The following is a 21568-nucleotide window of genomic DNA, read 5'->3' as shown; positions in this document are numbered from 1 at the left end:
GAGGATGCTGTTGACGGAGCCCAAGAAGGTACTGATCGTCGCACCCGGTTCGCGGGGTGACGTCGGCCCGTACCACGGAATGGGGGTCCGGTTGCAGGAGGCGGGACACCGCGTCGTCTTCGCTTCCTACGGGCACTACCGCGAGATGATCGAGTCCACCGGCCTCGAGTTCCACGAGATCGCCGGTGACGCTCGCGCGGACCAGGACGCCGAGTTGTTCCGGCACTGGCAGGACGCCGACACGGGGGCCAAGAAGGCGGTGGACGGCCTGCGCGCCGCACAGGAGGTCGCGCGCGAGTTCCACGAGCAGGGTATGGAGATGGTCGCGGCGGCCGAGCAGGACGTGGACGTGATGATCCCGTCGTTGCTGGCGATCGTCGGCTTCATGGTCGCGGAGAGCCTGGAGATCCCCTCGATCGAAGCCTTCGTCGGCCCCACCGAGCCGACCGGCGCCTTCCCGCCCCCGGTGCTGGGCATCGGGCGGTCACTGGGCCGGTTCGGGAACCGCGCCCTCTACACGCTGATCGACAAGGTGGCGAAGCGGACGGGCAAGGACCCGCTCGCGCAGCTGCGCGCCGATCTGGGCCTGCCACCCGCGGAGAAACCCGATCCCGCCAAGAAGCGCGACGTCTACTACGGCTACAGCCCCGAGCTGCTGCCGAAGCCGAAGGACTGGCCGGACGGGGCGAAGGTCGTCGGCTACTGGTGGCCCGCGGCCACCGGCGGCTGGGCGCCCCCCGCCGAGCTGGTCGACTTCCTCGCGGCCGGTCCGCCGCCGGTGTTCATCTCGTTCGGCAGCATGACCGGCGAGGGCAGGGGCGAGCAGCTCAGCGGGATCGTCACCGAGGCGCTGCGCAAGGCGGGCGTCCGCGGCATCGTCCAGGCGGGCTGGGCCGGGCTGGACGTCAGCGGCGACGACGTGCTGACCGTGCGGGGCGAGGTCAACCACGGCTGGCTGATGCCGAGGACCAGCGCGGTCGTGCACCACTGCGGTGTCGGCACGGCGGGCGCGGTGCTGCGGGCGGGCGTCCCGCACGTGCCGGTGCCGATGATCGCCGACCAGCCGTTCTGGGCGAGCCGCCTGGTGAAGCTGGGGTTGAGCCCGGCCGTGGTGCCGTTCGCGAAGCTCACCGCGGACCGGCTCGGGGACGCGATCAAGGCCGCCGTGGCGAACCCTGCCTACCGCCAGCGCGCGGAGACGGTCGCCGCCCGGGTCGCCGAGGAGGACGGCGCCGGCCACATCGTCGAGGCGGTCAACCAGATCCGCTGAGGCCCTATAGGGGCCGTTAGGGGTGCTGGCCGGGTCCCGCGCGGGGTTACCGTCGCTGCGGCCGGCTACTCGTCGAAAGAGGAGAGTTCTGTGACCCAGCCCAAGAAGGTACTGATCGTCGCTCCGGGAGGACGCGGTGACTTCGGGCCCTATCACGGGATGGGCGTCCGGCTGGCCAAGGCCGGCCACCAGGTCGGCATCGTCGCCTTCGAGCAGTGGCGCGACATGATCGAGTCGGCGGGGATGGAGTTCCACCCCGTGGTCGGCGACGCCAAGGAGAGCCAGGCGTCGGAGGACATGACCCGCTGGCAGGAGTCCGGCTCCGGGGTGAAGAGCGCCGTCCAGGGCACCAAGGTGCTGCGCGGGTACGCCGCGACGGTGCACCACACCGCGCAGGACATCCTGGCCGCGGCGAAGAAGGGCGCCGACGTGATGATCCCGTCGATGTTCGGCGCGGTCGGCTTCCACGTCGCGGAAGCGCTCGGCATGCCCGCGATCCCGGCGTTCGTCGGCCCCACCGAACCCACCAGGGAGTTCCCGCCGCTCGGGGTCGGGCTCGGCCGCTCGATCGGCGGCTGGGGTAACAAGGCGCTGTACGAGGTGCTCGGCGTGGTGTCGCACCTGGCGAGCAAGGGCTCGATCAACAAGCTGCGCGCGGAACTCGGGCTGGGCCCGGTCAAGCGCAAGTACGATTCGACCGGCGCGAACGTCTACTACGGTTACAGCCCCGAACTGCTGCCGAGGCCGAAGGACTGGCCGGAGCACGTGAAGGTGGTCGGCTACTGGTGGCCCGCGCCCGCGGAGTACTGGCAGCCCTCGGCCGAGCTGACCGATTTCCTCGCGGCCGGTCCGCCGCCGGTGTTCATCTCGTTCGGCAGCATGTCCGGCGAGGGCAGGGGCGAGCTGCTCAGCGGGATCGTCACCGAGGCGCTGCGCAAGGCCGGGCTGCGCGGGATCGTCCAGGCGGGCTGGGCCGGGCTTTCGACGGACAGCGAGGACGTGCTGACCGTCAGCGGGGAGCTGGACTACAACTGGCTGCTGCCGCAGGCGGCCGCCGCGGTGCACCACGGCGGTGCCGGCACCACCGGCGCGGTCACGCGCAGCGGGGTGCCGCAGGTGGTGGTGCCGATGATCGCCGACGCGCACTTCTGGGGCAACCAGGTCACCAAGGTCGGGCTCAGCCCCGGCGCGGTGTCGTTCGAAAAGCTCACGGCCGATCTGCTCGGGGACGCGCTGCACGCCGCGGTGTCGAATCCGGCGTACCGCGAGCGCGCCGGGGAGGTGGCCGCGAAGGTGGCCGAGGAGGACGGTTCCGGCCGCATCATCGAGGCGGTCGAACAGGTCGGCTGACCGCTCCGGAACCGCTGGTCCGGCAGGCAAAATAGGGGTCTTTAGGGGGCGGCCACCGGTGGTCGCTGGGCTATGGTCAATACGTATTTAGGCTAGTGCGAATGCTGTGCGCTCATTATCGGGTGGCATATGACCTGAATTACGGTGGGGTGGGAGTGACGACCGGAGCTGGCCAGGAAAACCACGTTCCTTTCGCCGACCGGCGCGCGGCGGACGTACAGGTATTCACTTCCGGTGGGGTTGGTGGAGTGCGATGACGAGTACCCCGGAGGCCGCGCGGACGGAACGCGGCGCACTTCCCTTCGAGCGGCGGATCGCGGCGATGCCGCGGGCCGAGGCGAAGCGGACGCTCGTCGAGCTGGTGCGGGTGAGCGCGCTGGGTGCCCTCGGCGCCGACGCCCCCGGTTCCCTGCCCCCGGACCAGCCGTTCCACCAGCTGGGAGTCGGTTCGCTCGCCGCCGTCGAGCTGCACCGGCGGGTGACCGAGGCGACCGGGCTGAGCCTGCCCGTCACCATCGCGTTCGACCACCCCACCTGCGAGGCGCTGGCCACCGCGCTGCTCGCGCTGGTCCTCGGCGAGGACCAGGACTGGGCCCCCGCGGGACCGGCCGACACCGACGAGCCGATCGCGATCGTCGGCATCGGCTGCCGCTATCCCGGCGGGGTGCGCACCCCGGAAGAATTCTGGGAACTCGTCTCCGGAGGCGGCGACGCAATTTCCGAATTCGTCGACAATCGCGGCTGGGATTTCGATTCCCGATATGACCCCGATTCGACGGCGCCGGGTACGACGTACGTCACCAAGGGCGGCTTCCTCCCCGACGCGGACGAGTTCGACGCCGATTTCTTCGGGATCTCCCCGCGCGAGGCCCTTGCCATGGACCCGCAGCAGCGGCTGGTGCTCGAAGTCGCCTGGGAGGCGCTCGAACGGGCCGGGATCGACCCGCTGTCGCTGCGCGGCAGCCGCACCGCGGTGTACGTCGGCGCCGAGGCGCAGGAGTACGGCCCGCGCTTGCCCGACGCCGAGGACGGGATGGAAGGGCACCTCGTCACCGGAACCGCGGGCAGCGTGGTGTCCGGCCGGATCGCCTACGCGCTCGGTCTCGAAGGGCCCGCGGTCACCGTCGACACCGCTTGTTCGGCGTCACTGGTGGCGCTGCACCAGGCCTGCCAGTCGCTGCGCCACGGCGAGGCGTCGCTCGCGCTCGCCGGTGGCGTCGCCGTGCTGTCGAGCCCCGGTTCCTTCTTCGCGTTCAGCAGGCAGAACGGCCTCGCCCCCGATGGCCGCTGCAAGGCGTTCTCGGCGGACGCCGACGGCACCGGATGGGCCGAGGGCGCCGGATTCGTCGTCGTGGAACGCCTTTCCGACGCTGTCCACAACGGACACCGGGTGCTGGCCGTGGTGCGGGGTTCCGCGGTGAACTCCGACGGCGCGTCGAACGGGTTGACGGCGCCGAACGGTCCGTCGCAGCAGCGGGTGATCCGCCAGGCGCTTGCCAACGCGCGGCTCGAACCGTCCGATGTGGACGTCGTCGAGGCGCACGGTACCGGCACCACCCTGGGTGATCCGATCGAGGCGCAGGCACTCCAGGCGACCTACGGGCAGGACAGGGCCGAGCCGGTGTGGCTGGGGTCGGTGAAGTCCAACTTCGGGCACACCCAGGCCGCGGCCGGGGTCGCCGGGGTGATCAAGATGGTGCAGGCGATGCGTCACGGCGTGCTGCCGAAGACCTTGCACGTCACCGAGCCGTCGCCGCACGTCGACTGGTCGGCCGGTGCGCTGGAACTGCTGACCGAGCGGCGCGCGTGGCCGGAAACCGCGCGCCCGCGCCGGTCCGCGGTGTCCTCGTTCGGGTTCAGCGGGACCAACGCGCACGTCGTGCTGGAGCAGGCGCCGGTGCCGGTGGCCGAGGACGACGCGCACGGGGAGCCGCTGCCCGCCGGTGCGGTGCCGGTGCTGCTGTCCGCGCGCACCGAGTACGGGCTGCGCGCCGAAGCGCGGCGGCTCCAGGCGGAATTCGCTGCCGCGGAAGGAAAAACGCACGAGGAACTCGCCGGTGCGCTCGCCACCGGAACCCGTCACCCGCGATACCGCGCGGCGTTCGGTGCCCGCGATCGGGACGAGGTGCTCCGCGGGCTCGGTGCGATCGCCGACGGCGGCACGGGTGTTTTCACCGGTGCCGCGGGCGAGGCCGTGCTGTCCTTCGAGGACACTTCCGACGTCCGCGCCGACCGGATTCGCCAGCTGTACCAAGCGTTCCCGGCCTTCGCCGCCGGAATGGACGAAACCTGCGCCGAACTGGACCTGCACCTCGACCGTCCGCTCGGCGAGGTGCTCGCCCAGGATGTCGCCGCGCCTTCGCTTGCTGCCGACGCGCTCACCTTCGCCGTCGGCGTGGCGGCGGAGCGGCTGCTCGGTTCGTGGGGCGTGCACGCCGTCAAGCTGACCGGTCGAGGGGTCGGTGCGGTCACCGCCGCGCACGTCGCCGGTGTGCTGTCGCTGCCCGACGCCGCGGCGCTGGTGATCGGCCGTGGCCGGGTCCGCGAGTCGACCGGCACCGGTGACGCGGAGCAGCGCCGCCGGGAACTCGGCTGGCTCACCGAACTGCTTTCGTTCGACGAACCGCGCGTGCCGCTGGCGCTCGGCGACGCGACCGACCCCGCCTACTGGGCCGGGCAGGCCGAGGAAAACGCGACACCGGACGCGATCGCGCTGGGGCCGTCCTTCGAGCCGGCCGCCGCGCTCGCCGAGTTGTTCGTGCGCGGTGCCGCCGTCGACTGGGCCCGGGTGTTCGGGCGCTCGGACGACTCCGCGCCGGTGGCGGACGCGCTGCCCTGGGTGCTGTCGGGCCGGGGCCAGGCCGCGCTCGCCGCGCAGGCGGGCCGTCTACTGTCGCATGTGGACGCGAACCCGAGCCTGTCCGTGCCGGACGTCGGCTTCTCGCTGGTGACCACGCGCGCGGCGCTGGAGCACCGCGCGGTGGTGGTCGCGCGCGACACCGCGGAGTTCCGGGATGCGCTGTCCGCGCTCGCCGCGGGCGGGTCCGCGCCGAACGTCATCGCGGGTGCGGCCGAGGTGCGCGGTCAGGTCGCGTTCGTGTTCCCCGGGCAGGGGTCGCAGTGGGTCGGGATGGCCCTCGATCTGCTGTCGTCTTCGCCGGTGTTCGCTTCCCGGTTTGCCGAGTGTGAGCGGGCGTTGTCGTCCTTTGTGGACTGGTCACTGACCGAGGTGGTCGGCGACGAAGCTGCCTTGGAGCGCGTCGACGTTGTACAGCCCGCGTTGTGGGCGGTCATGGTGTCTTTGGCCGCGGTGTGGCGGTCTTTTGGTGTGGAGCCTGCTGCGGTGGTCGGTCACTCGCAGGGTGAGATCGCGGCCGCCGTGGTCGCGGGCGCGTTGTCCCTTGAGGATGGTGCCCGCGTGGTGGCGTTGCGGAGCCAGGCTATCCGGGATGAGCTGGCCGGTAAGGGCGGGATGGTCTCGATCGCCCAGCCGGAGAGTGCTGTGGTGGAGCGGATTGCTCGGTTCGGTGATCGGGTCGCGGTGGCCGCGGTCAACGGTCCCGGCACCACGGTGATCGCGGGTGAGCCCGAGGCGCTCGCCGAGATCCTGGCTGAGTGCGAGGCGGAAGAAGTCCGGGCGCGGAAGATCGCGGTGGACTACGCGTCGCACACTCCGCAGGTGGAGTCCATTCGCGACCGTCTGCTGGAGGTTCTAGCTCCGATCCAGCCCCGCGCGGGCGAGGTCGCGTTCTTCTCGACCTTGACCGCGGACTGGCAGGACACCACGGAGCTGGACGCCCGGTACTGGGTGGAGAACCTGCGCCACACGGTCAAATTCGAGCAGGCGACCCGGGCCCTATCCGAACAGGGTTACCGGTTCTTCGTCGAGTCCAGCGCCCACCCGGTGCTGACCATGAGCGTGCAGGAAACCTTGGACAGCACCGAAATCGACGGTGCCGCGATCGGGACCCTGCGCCGCACCGAAGGCGGATCCGACCGGCTCCTGCTGTCGCTCGCCGAGGCGTACACACGCGGTCTCGACGTGAACTGGCCTGCCGCCTTCGAGGAATTCGCCCCGAACTGGGTCGACCTGCCCACCTACGCGTTCCAGCGCGAGCGGTACTGGCTGGAAGCCCCGGCCGCCACCGATCCCGCCGTGCTCGGCCTCGGCTCGGCCGGGCACCCGCTGCTCGGTGCCGGGGTGCCGCTCGCGGACACCGACGGTTTCCTGTTCACCGGCCGGTTGTCGGTGCGCACCCACCCGTGGCTCGCCGATCACGCGGTATCCGGATCGGTCCTGGTGCCCGGCACCGCTTTCGTCGAACTGGCGATCCGCGCGGGCGACCAGCTCGGCTGCGGCGTGGTCGACGAACTGACCCTGGAAGCACCGTTGGTGCTCCCCGAAACCGGTGCCGTGCAGGTGCAGCTCGTCGCCGGTGCGGTGGACGAGACCGGCCGCCGCACCCTCACCGTGCACTCGCGCGAGGCCGGATCCGACGACCGGTCGTGGACCCGCCACGCCACCGGTGCGCTCGCCGAGAGCCAGCCCACCGAACCGTCCACATGGGACGTGTGGCCGCCGGAGGGCGCGACCGCCGTCTCGCTCGACGGCTTCTACGAGCGGCTGCTCGAACGCGGCTACGGCTACGGCCCCGCCTTCCGCGGGCTCCGCGCGGGCTGGGTTCGCGGTGACGAGGTGTTCGCCGACGTGGCGCTGCCCGAAGGGAGCACCGGCGAGTTCGGCCTGCACCCCGTCCTGCTCGATTCCGCCCTGCACGCCGCCGAACTGAACCCCGCCACCGGTGACTGCGCGGCCGCGCGGCTGCCGTTCTCGTGGACCGGGATCTCGCTGCACGCCGCGGGCGCCACCGCGCTCCGGGTCCGGCTGGCCCCGGCCGGGCGCGACGCGCTCGCGGTGACCGTGGCGGACACCTCGGGCAGGCCGGTCGCCTCCGTCGACGCGCTCACCCTGCGCGAAGTTTCCGCGAGCCAGCTGCGCCCGGCTCGGCACGAGTCGCTGTTCCGCCTCGACTGGACCTCGCTCGTCACCGGTGCGGACGCGGTGGACCCGGCGGCCTTCGCCGAGCTGGCGGATTCCGGTGTGCGGGTGGCTCGCCGGTTCGACGATCCCGCCGCGCTCGCGGCCGCGATCACCGCCGGTGCCGAAGAACCCGAAGTGGTGTTCGCTTCGTGCACCGCCGGGCCGGAATCGGTTGCACACAACGCTTTGGCACTGCTGCAGAGTTGGCTCGCCGAAGAGCAGCTCGACGCGGTGCGGCTGGTGGTCGTCACGCACGGCGCGGTCGCCACGGCCCCGGGAGAGGACACCCCGGGCCTGTCGAGCGCGGCCGTGTGGGGCCTGGTGCGGTCCGCGCAGTCGGAGAACCCCGGCCGGTTCGTGCTGCTCGACCTCGACGAGGCAGAAGCGCCCGCGGAAGTACTGGCGAAGGCGCTGGCCACCGACGAACCCCAGCTCGCCGTGCGCGGCGGCGGAGTGCTCGTGCCGAGGTTGGCGCGAGCGGATTCCGGGGATGCGTTCGTGTTGCCGGGTTCGCCGTGGCGGTTGGATGTGCGTGAGCGGGGGAGTCTGGCGAATCTGGCGCCCCTGGATTGTCCGGAGTCGGTGGCTCCGTTGGGTGCGGGTGAGGTGCGGATCGCGGTGCGGGCGTCCGGGGTGAACTTCCGTGACGTGTTGCTGGCGCTCGGGGTTGTTCCTGGTGATGGGCCGATGGGCTTGGAGGCCGCGGGTGTGGTGGTTGAGGTCGGGTCCGGGGTGACGGATTTGCGGCCGGGTGATGCGGTGATGGGCCTGTTCGACGGGTCGTTCGGCCTGGTCGCGACTTCGGATCGGCGGCGGGTGGTGCCGATGCCGTCGGGCTGGACGTTCGAGCAGGCGGCGTCGACGCCGATCGTGTTTTTGACGGCGTTTTATGGGTTGTTTGATTTGGGTGGGTTGGGTGCTGGTGAGTCGGTGTTGGTGCATTCGGCTGCTGGTGGGGTGGGGATGGCGGCGGTGCAGTTGGCGCGGTGGTGTGGTGCTGAGGTGTTTGGTACGGCGTCGCCGGGTAAGTGGGAGGTGTTGTGGGGTCAGGGTTTTGATGCCGATCATGTGGCGTCGTCGCGTGATCTGGAGTTCGAGGGGAAGTTCCTGGCCGCGACGGGTGGTCGTGGGGTGGATGTGGTGTTGGATGCGTTGGCGCGGGAGTTCGTCGACGCGTCGCTGAGGTTGCTGCCCCGGGGTGGGCGGTTCTTGGAGATGGGCAAGACCGATCAGCGCGATCCGGAGCAGGTGGCTGCCGAGCACCCCGGTGTGATGTATCGGGTGTTCGATTTGATTGAGGCGTCTCCGGACCGGGTCCAGGAGATGCTGGTGCAGTTGCTCGACCTGTTCGAGCAGGGCGTGCTGACGCCGTTGCCGGTGCGGTCGTGGGATGTGCGGCGCGCGCCGGAAGCGATGCGGTTTTTGGGCCAGGCCAAGCATGTGGGCAAGGTCGTGTTGACCATGCCTACCGCGTTGGATCCCGAGGGCACGGTGTTGGTCACCGGCGGCACCGGGACCCTCGGCGGCCTCGTCGCCAAGCACTTGGTTACCGACCACGGTGTGCGGAACCTGGTGCTGACCAGCCGCCGTGGCCCCGCCGCCGATGGCGCGGCCGACCTAGTCGCCGAGCTGACCGACCTCGGCGCCCACGCCGAAGTGGTTGCCTGCGACGCCGCCGACCGTGACGCACTCGCCGCCGTGCTGGAAGCGATCCCAGCGGAACACCCGCTCACCGGCGTGATCCACGCGGCGGGCGTACTCGACGACGGTGTGGTTTCCGCACTGACACCGGAACGCCTAGCTGCGGTCATGCGACCGAAGGTCGACGCCGTGCTCAACCTGCACGAACTGACCGCCGACAACGACCTCGCTGCTTTCGTGCTGTTCTCCTCGGCATCGGCGACCTTCGGCGACGCCGGGCAAGGAAACTACGCCGCCGCCAACACCTTCCTCGACGCGCTCGCCGCGCACCGCCGCGCGAACGGGCTGCCCGGCGTATCGCTCGCCTGGGGCTTCTGGCAGACGCGCAGCGGGATGACCGCGCACCTTTCCGACGCCGACGTGGCGCGCATGCGCCGAGCCGGGATGGCACCCCTGTCCACAGAGGACGGACTGGCGCTGCTCGACGCGGCGCTGGGCATGGACGACGCGCTGCTCCTGCCGATGCGGGTGAACCTCGGCGCGCTCTCCGGCCAGGTCCCCAGCGTGCTGCGCGGCCTGGTGCGGACACCCGCACGGCGCACGGTGTCCACTGTGGACAACGACGGTTCGTGGAAGGCACGACTGGCGAGGCTGCCCGGTGCGGAACGCGACGCGCTGCTGCTCGACCTCGTGCGCGACCAGGTCGCCTCGGTGCTCGGGCACAACCGCCCAGGTTCGATCGAAACCGGCAGGGCGTTCAAGGACCTGGGGTTCGACTCGCTCACCGCGGTGGAACTGCGCAACCGCCTCGGCGCGGCGACCGGGCTCCGGCTGCCCGCCACGCTGATCTTCGACTACCCGACGCTCACCGCGATGGTCGGCTACCTGCGCACCGAAATCGTCGGCGACTCGGACGAACCCGCCGTGACCGCGCCGGTCGTCGCGGCAACCGGGGACGACCCCATCGCCATCGTCGCGATGGCCTGCAGGTTCCCCGCCGGGATCGGATCGCCCGAGGACCTGTGGCGGCTCGTCTCGGAAGGGGGCGACGCGTTCACCGAGTTCCCGAAGACCCGTGGCTGGGACCTCGACGGGCTCTTCGACGACGACCCCGGCCGCACCGGCACCTCCTACGTGCGGACCGGTGCGTTCCTGCACGACGCGGACCGGTTCGACCCGGAGTTCTTCGGGATCTCTCCGCGCGAGGCGCTCGCGATGGACCCGCAGCAGCGGCTGCTCCTCGAAGCGTCCTGGGAGGTCTTCGAACGGGCCGGGATCGACCCGGCGTCGCTGCGCGGCAGCCAGACCGGTGTGTTCGCGGGCCTGATCTACCACGACTACGCGTCCCGGCTGCGTACCGTTCCCGGTGACCTCGAGGGTTATCTCGACAACGGCAGCTTCGGCAGCGTGGCCTCGGGCCGGGTCTCCTACACCCTCGGGCTCGAAGGCCCCGCCGTCACCGTGGACACGGCCTGCTCTTCGTCGCTGGTGGCGCTGCACTGGGCCGCGCAGTCGCTGCGGTCGGGCGAGTGCACGATGGCGCTCGCGGGCGGCGTGACCGTGATGGCGACCCCGGCCGCGTTCGTGGACTTCAGCCGTCAGCGCGGGCTCGCCCCCAACGGGAAGTGCAAGCCGTTCGCCGAGGCGGCGGACGGCACCGGCTGGGGTGAAGGCGTCGGCGTCCTCCTGCTCGAAAAGCTTTCCGACGCGCGGAAGAACGGCCACCAGGTGCTCGCCGTCCTGCGCGGTTCCGCGGTGAACCAGGACGGCGCGTCGAACGGGCTGACCGCGCCGAACGGCCCGTCGCAGCAGCGGGTGATCCGGCGTGCGCTGGCGAACGCCGGGCTGTCCCCGTCCGATGTGGACGCGGTCGAGGCGCACGGCACGGGGACCACGCTGGGTGACCCGATCGAGGCGCAGGCGTTGCTGGCGACCTACGGCCAGGAGCGGGACGAGCCGCTGTGGCTCGGTTCGGTGAAATCGAACATCGGGCACACACAGGCTGCCGCGGGTGTCGCTGGCGTGATCAAGATGGTCGAGTCGATGCGGCACGGGGTGCTGCCGAAGACCCTCAACATCGACGAGCCTTCGTCGCATGTGGACTGGTCGGCGGGTGCGGTGTCGCTGCTGACCGAACCGACGCCGTGGCCGGAGCGCGACCGGCCGCGCCGGTTCGGGGTTTCCTCGTTCGGACTGAGCGGGACGAACGCGCACGTGATCGTCGAGCAGGCACCTTCGGCGGCCCCTGCCGACCGGACTGCCGAAGACGACGTGCGCACGATCTGGCCGCTGTCCGGGCAGACGGAACAGGCCGTGCGGGCGCAAGCGGCGAGGCTGCGGAGCCATCTCGGCGGACTGCCAGAGTCGTCCACTGTGGACGTCGGATATTCCCTTGCGCGCACGCGTACCGCATTGGAACACCGCGCCGCGGTGGTCGCGTCGACCCGTTCGGAATTCGAGCGGGCCCTGGACGCGATCGCCGAGGGCAGGCCCGCGCCGGGTGTGCTCACGGGGTCGGTTTCGGGTGGCCAGTCCGCGGTGTTGTTCTCTGGTCAGGGTTCGCAGCGTGCGGGGATGGGCCGGGAGCTATATGGGGAGTTCCCCGTTTTCGCTTCCGCGTTGGATGCGGTGTGTGTGGAACTGGACAGGTCCCTGGATCGGTCGATCAAGGAGTTGATGTTCGCCGAGGACGGTGAGCTGCTCAATCAGACGCAGTACACGCAGGCTTCTCTGTTCGCGCTGGAAGTGGCGTTGTACCGGCTGGTGGAGTCGTGGGGTGTGCGTCCGGATTTCGTGACGGGGCATTCGATTGGTGAGCTGACCGCGGCGCATGTCGTGGGGGTGTTGTCTCTTGAGGATGCTGCGGCGTTGGTGGCGGCGCGGGGCCGACTGATGCAGGCACTTCCCAGCGGTGGGGCAATGCTTTCGGTGCAGGCCACCGAGAACGACATCGCTCCGTTGCTGGAAGGGCTTGAAGAGCGGGTGTCGATCGCGGCGATCAACGGGCCGAGGTCGGTCGTGGTCGCGGGTGATGAAGAGATAATCGCCGGATTCGAGTCGGCGTGGGAGTGGAAGACCAAGCGGCTCAAGGTCTCCCACGCGTTCCACTCGCCGCGGATGGAGCCGATGCTGGCGGACTTCCGCAAGGTCGCGGAAAGCCTGACCTTCGAAGCACCGTCGATTCCGGTGGTGTCCAATGTGACCGGTGCGGTCGCGGATGTGACCGATCCGGACTACTGGGTCCGCCACGTGCGTCAGGCGGTCCGCTTCGCCGACGGCGTCCAGTACCTGGCCGATCAGGGCGTGACCACGTTCCTGGAGCTGGGCCCGGACGGCGTCCTCACCGGGATGGCCGCGGAGTCGGTGTCCGACGTGACCACGGTGACCGCGCTGCGCCGCGACCGCGACGAGCCGCAGACCCTGCTGGCGGCGGTGGCCGGTGCGCACGTGGCCGGGGTCGCGCTCGACTGGGAAGCCTTCTTCGCCGGAACCGGCGCGCGTCGAGTCGACCTGCCGACCTACGCCTTCCAGCACCAGAGCTTCTGGCTGCTCGACGAGGAATCGGCCGGTGACCCGTCCTCGGTCGGGCAGCGGGCCGCCGAGCACCCGCTGCTCGGCGCGGGCGTGGAACTGCCGGAAACCGACGGGTACGTCTTCACCGGCCGCCTGTCGGTGCAGTCGCATCCCTGGCTGGCCGATCACCTCATCGCAGGCACCGTCCTGGTGCCCGGGACCGCGTTCGTGGAGCTGGTGGTGCGCGCCGGCGACGAGGTGGGCTTCGGCCGCATCGACGAACTCATGGTGCAGGCACCGCTCGTCCTGCCCGAGCAGGGCGCGGTGGCACTGCAGGTCGCGGTGGGCGCGGTGGACGAGGCGGGGCGCAGGCCGGTTTCGGTGCACTCCCGCCCGCAGGACGGCGACGGCGACTGGGAGCGCAACGCCGTCGGCATGCTGTCCGAGCAGCCGGAGGCAGCCGAGTTCGACCTCGCGGAATGGCCTCCCCGCGACGCCACCGAAATCCCGGACGTGACCGAGGTCTACGCGAAACTGGCGGCGCAGGGCTACGAGTACGGCCCGGCGTTCCAGGGCTTGACCGGCGTGTGGGTTCGTGGCCACGAGGTGTTCGCCCAGGTCTCCCTGGACGGCGAGCAGGACGCGACGAAGTTCGGCGTGCACCCGGCGCTGCTGGACGCGGCGCTGCACGCGGTCGGGTTCGGCGACCTGGTCACCGACGAGCAGGGCAGCGTAGGACTGCCGTTCGCGTGGACCGGGGTGTCGGTGCACGCCTCCGGCGCGCGCACGGGCCGGGTCCGCCTGGCCAAGGAGGGCGCGAGCGGGGTGTCGGTGCAGGTCGCCGACGACACGGGCGCGCCGGTGGTGTCGGTGCGCTCACTGAGCATGCGCCCGGTTTCGCGGGACCAGGTCGCGGCGGGACGCCGCGCCGACGCGTTGTTCCGGGTGGACTGGACCCCGGTCACCGTCGGGCCGAAGTCCGAAGTGGACTGCGTGGCACTGGGTACGGATTCGCTGGGGTTGCCGGTGTTCGCGGATCTGGCCGCGCTGGCCGGATCCGGTGCGGTGCCTTCGGCGGTGGTGGTTCCGGTTTCGGGGCGCGCGGGGTCGCCGGTGGGTGCGGCGAGGTCGCTGGCCGGGTCGGTGTTGGGGCTGGTGCAGGAGTGGCTGGCTGACGACCGGTGGCTCGGCACGAAGCTGGTGCTGGTGACCACGGGCGCGGTCGCGGTGCGGCCGGGCGAGGTGATCGATCCGGCGGTAGCGGCCGCCGAAGGGTTGGCACGGTCGGCGCGGTCGGAGCATCCGGACCGGTTCCTGGTGCTCGACCACGACGGTGGCGCGCTCGCGCCCGGACTCCTGGGGGCGTTGCTGGCGCTGGATGAGCCGCAGCTCGCGGTGCGCGAGGGCGCGGTGTATGCGCCGCGGTTGGCCAAGGTCCGCGATGACGCGCTCGTGTTGCCGGGTTCGCCGTGGCGGTTGGATGTGCGTGAGCGGGGGAGTCTGGCGAATCTGGAGCCCCTGGATTGTCCGGAGTCGGTGGCTTCGCTGGGTGCGGGTGAGGTGCGGATCGCGGTGCGGGCGTCCGGGGTGAACTTCCGTGACGTGTTGCTGGCGCTCGGGGTTGTCCCTGGTGATGGGCCGATGGGCTTGGAGGCCGCGGGTGTGGTGGTCGAGGTCGGGTCCGGGGTGACCGACCTCCGTCCCGGTGATGCGGTGATGGGGTTGTTCGACGGGTCGTTCGGCCTGGTCGCGACCACCGACCGGCGGCGGGTGGTGCCGATGCCGTCGGGCTGGAGTTTCGAGCAGGCGGCGACGACGCCGATCGTGTTCCTGACCGCCTTCTTCGGGTTGTTTGATTTGGGTGGGTTGGGTGCTGGTGAGTCGGTGTTGGTGCATTCGGCTGCTGGTGGGGTGGGGATGGCGGCGGTGCAGTTGGCGCGGTGGTGTGGTGCTGAGGTGTTTGGTACGGCGTCGCCGGGTAAGTGGGAGGTGTTGTGGGGTCAGGGTTTTGATGCCGATCATGTGGCGTCGTCGCGTGATCTGGAGTTCGAGGGGAAGTTCCTGGCCGCGACGGGTGGTCGTGGGATGGATGTGGTGCTGGACGCCTTGGCGCGGGAGTTCGTCGACGCGTCGCTGAGGTTGCTGCCCCGGGGTGGGCGGTTCTTGGAGATGGGCAAGACCGACCAGCGTGACCCCGATCAGGTCGCAGCGGAGCATCCCGGTGTCGCGTATCGGGTGTTCGATCTGATCGAGGCGTCTCCGGACCGGGTCCAGGAAATGCTGGTGCAACTGCTCGACCTGTTCGAACAGGGCGTGCTGACACCGCTGCCGGTCCGGTCCTGGGATGTGCGGCGCGCGCCGGAAGCGATGCGGTTTTTGAGCCAGGCCAAGCATGTGGGCAAGGTCGTGTTGACCATGCCTACCGCGTTGGATCCCGAGGGCACGGTGTTGGTCACCGGCGGCACCGGGACCCTCGGCGGCCTCGTCGCCAAGCACTTGGTTACCGAACACGGTGTGCGGAACCTGGTGCTGACCAGCCGCCGTGGCCCCGCCGCCGATGGCGCCACCGAACTGATCGCCGAACTGGCCGACCTCGGCGCCCACGCCAAAGTGGTTGCCTGCGACGCCGCCGACCGTGACGCACTCGCCGCTGTACTGGAGTCGATCCCGGCTGAGCATCCGCTGACGGGTGTGGTGCACACGGCCGGTGTGGTTGACGACGGTGTGGTCTCGGCGTTGACGCCGGAACGCCTAGATGCGGTCATGCGGCCGAAGGTCGACGCGGCCTGGAACCTGCACGAACTGACCGCCGACAACGACCTGGCGATGTTCGTACTCTTCTCCTCGGCAGCGGCGACCTTCGGTGCGGCCGGGCAGGGCAATTACGTTGCCGCGAACGCCTTCCTCGACGCGTTGGCCACGCACCGGCGCACGAACGGGCTCCCCGCGCAGTCCCTCGCCTGGGGCATGTGGTCGCAGCGCAGCGCCATCACCGGTGACCTCGACGACGCCGACATCCAGCGGATGGCCCGCGACGGTATGCGCCCGCTTTCCTCCGAGCAGGGACTCGAGCTGCTCACCACCGCGTCCACTATGGACGAATCGACGCTGGTCCCGGTCGACTTGGACCTGGCCGGATTGCGTGGTGCGGTCAGGGTTCCGGCGTTGTTGCGGGGGTTGGTGCGTGGTGGGCGGCGTGTCGCCAGCGCGGGTGGTGCGGTGTCGGGTGGTGCGGGGTTGGCGGATCGGCTGGCCGGGTTGGGTGAGCCGGAGCAGCGGGAGGTGTTGCTGGGTGTGGTGCGGGATCAGGTCGCGGCGGTGCTCGGGTATGCCGATGGTGAGGCTGTCGGTGCGGGCAAGGCGTTCCAGGAGATGGGTTTCGACTCCCTCACTTCGGTGGAACTGCGCAACCAGCTCAACACCGTCACCGGTTTGCAGTTGCCCGCCACGTTGCTGTTCGACTACCCGAATCCCACCGTCCTCGCCGACTACCTCCGCGGCGAACTCGGCCACGGCGGACCCGCGAAGGAGGCCGGCTCACCGGTCTCCCTGGAAGCCATGCTCGACCGGCTCAAGTCGACGTTGTCCTCGACCGAACCGAGCGACGGAGAGCACGCCGTGGTCGCGGCGCGGCTCCAGGAACTGCTGTCCGTGTGGAACGCGGCGGCGCCCGGTTCGGCGGGCACCGGCGGAGACGACGAACTCGAGACCGCTACCGGCGACGACCTCTTCGACCTGATCGACAAAGAACTGGGGATGTCCTGAGGTGACTGTCGCGCACGCTTTCGTCTTGCTAGGAGCTGACTTCGCATCATGAACGAGAACAAGTACGCGGAGTACCTGCGGCGTGTCACGGCTGACCTGCGGCAGGCCAAGCGCGGGTTGCTGGAGCTGGAGGACAAGGCGCGCGAGCCGATCGCGATCGTGGGGATGGCGTGCCGGTATCCCGGTGGGGTCAGCTCGCCGGAGGATCTGTGGCGGCTGGTGTCCGACGGTCAGGACGCGATTTCGGAGTTCCCCGCCGACCGCGGCTGGAACGTCGACGGCCTCTACGACCCGGACCCCGGCCAGTACGGCAAGTCGTACACGCGGCATGGTGGTTTCCTGCACGACGCGGGCGAGTTCGATCCGGACTTCTTCGGCATCAACCGGCGTGAGGCGCTGGCGACGGATCCGCAGCACCGGTTGCTGCTGGAAACGTCGTGGGAGGCGTTCGAGCGGGCTGGTGTGGTGCCGGATTCGGTGCGGGGCAGCCAGACCGGTGTGTTCGTCGGGATGCTCTACTACGACTACGGTGCCGATCGCGGCGCGACGCCGGAGGAGCTGGAAGGCTACCTCGGTAACGGAACCGCGGGCAGTATGGCTTCGGGCCGGATCGCGTACACCTTCGGGCTGGAGGGTCCGGCGGTGACGGTGGACACCGCGTGTTCGTCGTCGCTGGTCGCGGTGCATTTGGCGGCGCAGTCGCTGCGTCAGGGCGAGTGTTCGCTGGCGTTGGCCGGTGGTGTGACGGTGATGTCGAACCCGGCGCCGTTCGTGGACTTCTCCCGGCAGCGTGGTCTCGCCGCCGATGGCCGGTGCCGGGCGTTCTCGGATTCCGCCGACGGCACGGGCTGGGGTGAGGGCGTCGGCATGCTGCTGCTGGAGCGGTTGTCCGACGCCGAGCGCAACGGGCACCGGGTGCTGGCCGTGGTGCGAGGTTCCGCGGTGAACCAGGACGGCGCGTCGAACGGGTTGACCGCACCAAACGGCCCCTCGCAGCAACGGGTGATCCGCCAAGCGCTGGCGAACGCGAGGCTCGAACCGTCCGATGTGGACGTTGTGGAGGCGCACGGTACGGGTACCCCGCTCGGTGACCCGATCGAGGCGCAGGCTCTGCTGGCGACGTATGGGCAGGGCCGCGAGCGGCCGTTGTGGTTGGGTTCGATCAAGTCGAATATCGGGCATACGCAGGGTGCTGCTGGTGTCGCGGGGATCATCAAGATGGTCGAGGCGATGCGGCACGGCGTTCTGCCCGCGACGCTGCACGCGGACGAACCGTCGTCGCATGTGGACTGGTCTTCCGGCGCGGTGTCACTGCTGACGGAATCCGTGACGTGGCCGGAGACGGGTGGGCCACGACGCGCAGGGGTGTCCTCGTTCGGCATCAGCGGCACCAACGCGCACGTGATCGTGGAGCAGGCTCCCGCGATCGAGGCGGAAGCGGTTGCTGAAAGGTCCCCGCTGGCGCGGGTCGTGCCGTGGGTGCTGTCGGGCAGCAGCGAGGAAGCGTTGCGCGCGCAGGCGGAGCGTCTGGTGTCGCGTGTGGACGATTACGAGATCGTCGATGTCGCTTACTCGTTGGCGACGACGCGGGCGGGAATGGAGTATCGCGCCGCGGTCACAGCCGACAACCACGAGGACTTCCGCGCCGGGCTCACCGCTTTGGCACAGGGTGCGCCCGCGGCAGGTGTTGTGTCGGGGCTGGCGGGTGAGGGTCGTGCCGCGGTGTTGTTCACCGGTCAGGGTGCGCAGCGTGCGGGCATGGGCAGGCGGCTATATGGGGAGTTCCCCGTTTTCGCGGACGCGTTGGACGCGGTGTGTGCGGAACTGGACAGGTCCCTGGATCGCCCGGTCAAGGAGTTGATGTTCGCCGAGGATGGTGAGCTGCTCAACCAGACCCAGTACACGCAGGCATCGTTGTTCGCGCTGGAAGTGGCGCTGTACCGGCTGGTGGAGTCGTGGGGTGTGCGTCCCGACTTCGTGACGGGGCATTCGATCGGTGAGCTGACCGCGGCGCATGTGGCCGGGGTTCTGTCGCTTGAGGACGCTGCGGCGTTGGTGGCGGCGCGGGGTCGGTTGATGCAGGCCCTGCCCGCGGGTGGGGTGATGTTGTCGGTGCAGGCGGCCGAGGAGGACATCAAGCCGCTGCTGGAGGGGCTTGAGGACAGGGTTTCGATCGCGGCGGTGAACGGGCCGCGGTCGGTGGTGGTCGCGGGTGATGAAGATGTGATTGCCGGGTTTGAGTCGGCGTGGGAGTGGAAGACGAAGCGGCTGACGGTGTCGCATGCGTTTCATTCGCCGAGGATGGAGCCGATGCTGGCGGAGTTCCGCCGGGTTGCGCAGGGGCTCGCTTTCCAGGAGCCGAAGGTTCCGGTGGTGTCCAATGTGACCGGTGCGCTGGCGGAGGTGACCGACCCCGAGTACTGGGTTCGGCACGTGCGCGAGGCGGTGCGGTTCGCCGATGGTGTGCGGTTCCTGGCTGATCAGGGCGTGACCACGTTCCTGGAGCTGGGGCCGGACGGCGTGCTCACTGGTATGGCGGCCGAGTCCATCGCGGACACCGCCTTGGTGCCTGCTCTGCGGCGCGATCGTGACGAGGTTGTCTCCTTGACCACTGCGGTGGGTCGTTTGCACGCCACCGGTGTGTCCGTCGACTGGGAGGCCTTCTTCGCCGGTACCGGTGCGCAGCGGGTGGATCTGCCGACGTACGCCTTTCAGCGGCAGCGCTACTGGGTGGAGCTTTCCGCGGAAGCGGCGGTCGGCGTTATGGACGGGGCCGAGGCGCGCTTCTGGGACGCGGTCGAGCGCGAGGATTTGCAGGAGCTGACGGACACCTTCGACATCGACGGTGACCAGTCGTTCGCCGCGGCGGTTCCGGCGTTGTCGTCGTGGCGTCGTCGTCGGCGGGTTGAGTCGGTGGTGGAGTCGTGGCGGTATCGGGTGGTGTGGCAGCCGGCTTCCGCGGGCGAGGCCGATTCGCTATCCGGCCGCTGGCTGCTGATCACCGGTACCGCTGACGCGGTGGCTGATGAGCTGGCCGGGGCACTGGCTCAAGCCGGTGCCGAGGTCGTTCGGGTTGCGGCCGATGAGGTGCCGGGTGTGGATCCCGCCGGGGTGACCGGTGTGGTGTCCCTGCTGGCCCTGGATGCGGACGCGATCTCCGCTGGTGTGGTGGACACGGTCGCGTTGGTGCAGGCGTTGGGTGTTGCTGGGGTGGATGCTCCGGTGTGGTGTGTGACCCGGGGTGCGGTGTCGGTGGGTCGCTCGGATCGAGTGGATGCGTTGGTGCAGGCGCCGGTGTGGGGTTTGGGTCGGGTCCTGTCCGCGGAGCAGCCGCAGCGGTGGGGTGGTTTGCTGGATCTGCCTGAGACTCTTGATGAGCGTGCGCTGTCGCGGTTGGTGACGGTGTTGGCGGGGTCGGGTGAGGATGAGGTTGCGGTGCGGTCGACGGGGTTGTTTGCCCGTCGTCTGCTGCGTGCTTCGTCAGTGTCGGGCGGGTGGCGTCCACAAGGGACAGTGCTGATCACCGGTGGCACTGGTGCGTTGGGTGGGCAGGTCGCTCGGTGGGCCGCGGGTCAGGGTGCGCAGCGACTGGTGCTGCTGTCCCGCCGTGGGCCGGAGGCTCCGGGGGCGGCTGAGCTGGAGGCTGAGCTGGCGGCACTGGGTGTTGAGGTTCGGATCGTTGCGTGTGACGCCGCCGATCGGGACGCGCTGGCCCGGGTTCTCGACGGCGAGTCGGTGAACGCTGTGGTGCACACCGCGGGCGTGCTCGACGACGGCGTGGTCGAGTCGTTGACACCGGAGCGGATCGAATCGGTGGTGCGGCCCAAGGCCGACGCCGCGTGGAACCTGCACGAGCTGACCGCCGGGTACGAACTCGACGCGTTCGTGCTGTTTTCCTCGGTGGCGGGCACGTTGGGTTCGCCGGGGCAGGGCAACTACGCCGCGGCGAATGTCTACCTCGATGCGTTGGCGGAACTCCGTCACCAGCAAGGACTTCCGGCGACCTCGATCGCCTGGGGAATCTGGGCAGGCGCCGGACTCGCCGACCACACCATCGTCACCGAGCAAGCCAGCCGCGAAGGCATGGGCGCGATGCCTCCGGAGCAGGCGCTGGCAGCCCTTCCCGCCGCAGTGGCCTCGGACGACGCGGTCGTGGTCGTCGCCGATTTCGACTGGGCCAGGTTCGTCAGCCGGTTCGGGACCGGCCCGTTGCTGTCCGCGTTGCCGGAAGCGAAGCAGGAATCCCGGACTGGTGGGGATTCCAGTCTGGTTGATCGGCTTCGGGTGGCGGGGGAGTTGGAGCGGGAGTTGGTGTTGGGTGAGGTGGTGCGGGGTCATGTGGCGGCGGTGTTGGGGTTTGGGTCGGTGGGTGAGGTGCGTGGGGGTCGGGCGTTTCGGGATTTGGGTTTTGATTCGTTGACGGCGGTGGAGTTTCGGAATCGGTTGTCGGCGGAGACGGGGGTGTCGTTGCCGTCGAGTGTGGTTTTCGATTATCCGACGGTGGAGGCGTTGGTCGGGTTTTTGCTGGGTGAGTTGTTGGGGGTGTTGCCGCAGGTGGTGCGGGATGTGCCCGCGGTGGGGGTGGGGGTGGATGAGCCGGTCGCGATCGTGGCGATGGGCTGCCGCTTCCCAGGCGGGGTGATGACGCCGGAGGGGTTGTGGGATGTGGTGGTGTCGGGTCGCGATGAGGTGTCGGAGTTCCCGACGGATCGGGGCTGGGACCTGGCGGGGTTGTTCGACACCGACCCGGACCGGGTAGGGACGTCGTATGCCCGCCATGGCGGGTTCGTCCACGACGCGGGGTTGTTTGATGCGGGGTTGTTTGGGATTTCCCCGCGTGAGGCTTTGGCGATGGATCCGCAGCAGCGGATGTTGCTGGAGTTGGCGTGGGAGGTGTTCGAACGCGCCGGACTCGACCAGATTTCCCTGCGGGGCTCGGACACCGGGGTGTTCGTGGGCTCGAACGGACAGGACTACCTGAACCTGCT

At 69.9% G+C, this 21568-nt stretch carries 4 protein-coding genes (1 of these 4 running past the window's edge); all 4 read left to right on the top strand.

Features of this window, described 5'->3' with window-relative positions; translation table 11 throughout:
* Positions 1 to 10 precede the first annotated feature (10 nt).
* Complete coding sequence (locus HUW46_RS09935) at positions 11 to 1270, top strand: glycosyltransferase (RefSeq protein WP_215546981.1); 1260 nt, start codon at positions 11 to 13, stop codon at positions 1268 to 1270.
* A gap of 90 nt (positions 1271 to 1360) precedes the next feature.
* Complete coding sequence (locus HUW46_RS09930; protein ID WP_215546980.1) at positions 1361 to 2620, top strand: glycosyltransferase; 1260 nt, start codon at positions 1361 to 1363, stop codon at positions 2618 to 2620.
* 223 nt (positions 2621 to 2843) lie between these two features.
* Positions 2844 to 16580 (top strand): SDR family NAD(P)-dependent oxidoreductase, encoded by a 13737-nt coding sequence (locus HUW46_RS48270; RefSeq protein ID WP_442860971.1) that lies wholly within the window; start codon positions 2844 to 2846, stop codon positions 16578 to 16580.
* 48 nt (positions 16581 to 16628) lie between these two features.
* Positions 16629 to 21568 carry the 5' portion of a type I polyketide synthase gene (locus tag HUW46_RS48265; protein ID WP_254126011.1) on the top strand. The gene runs 24436 nt beyond the window's last position, so the window shows 4940 of its 29376 coding nt (coding positions 1–4940); it begins with the start codon at positions 16629 to 16631; the stop codon falls past the right edge of the window.

Origin of the sequence: Amycolatopsis sp. CA-230715 (genome assembly GCF_018736145.1) — a bacterium.
Classification (GTDB): Bacteria; Actinomycetota; Actinomycetes; order Mycobacteriales; family Pseudonocardiaceae; genus Amycolatopsis.
Note: the sequence above shows the minus strand (reverse complement) of the source record. Positions and strands in the feature narration are given on the sequence as shown.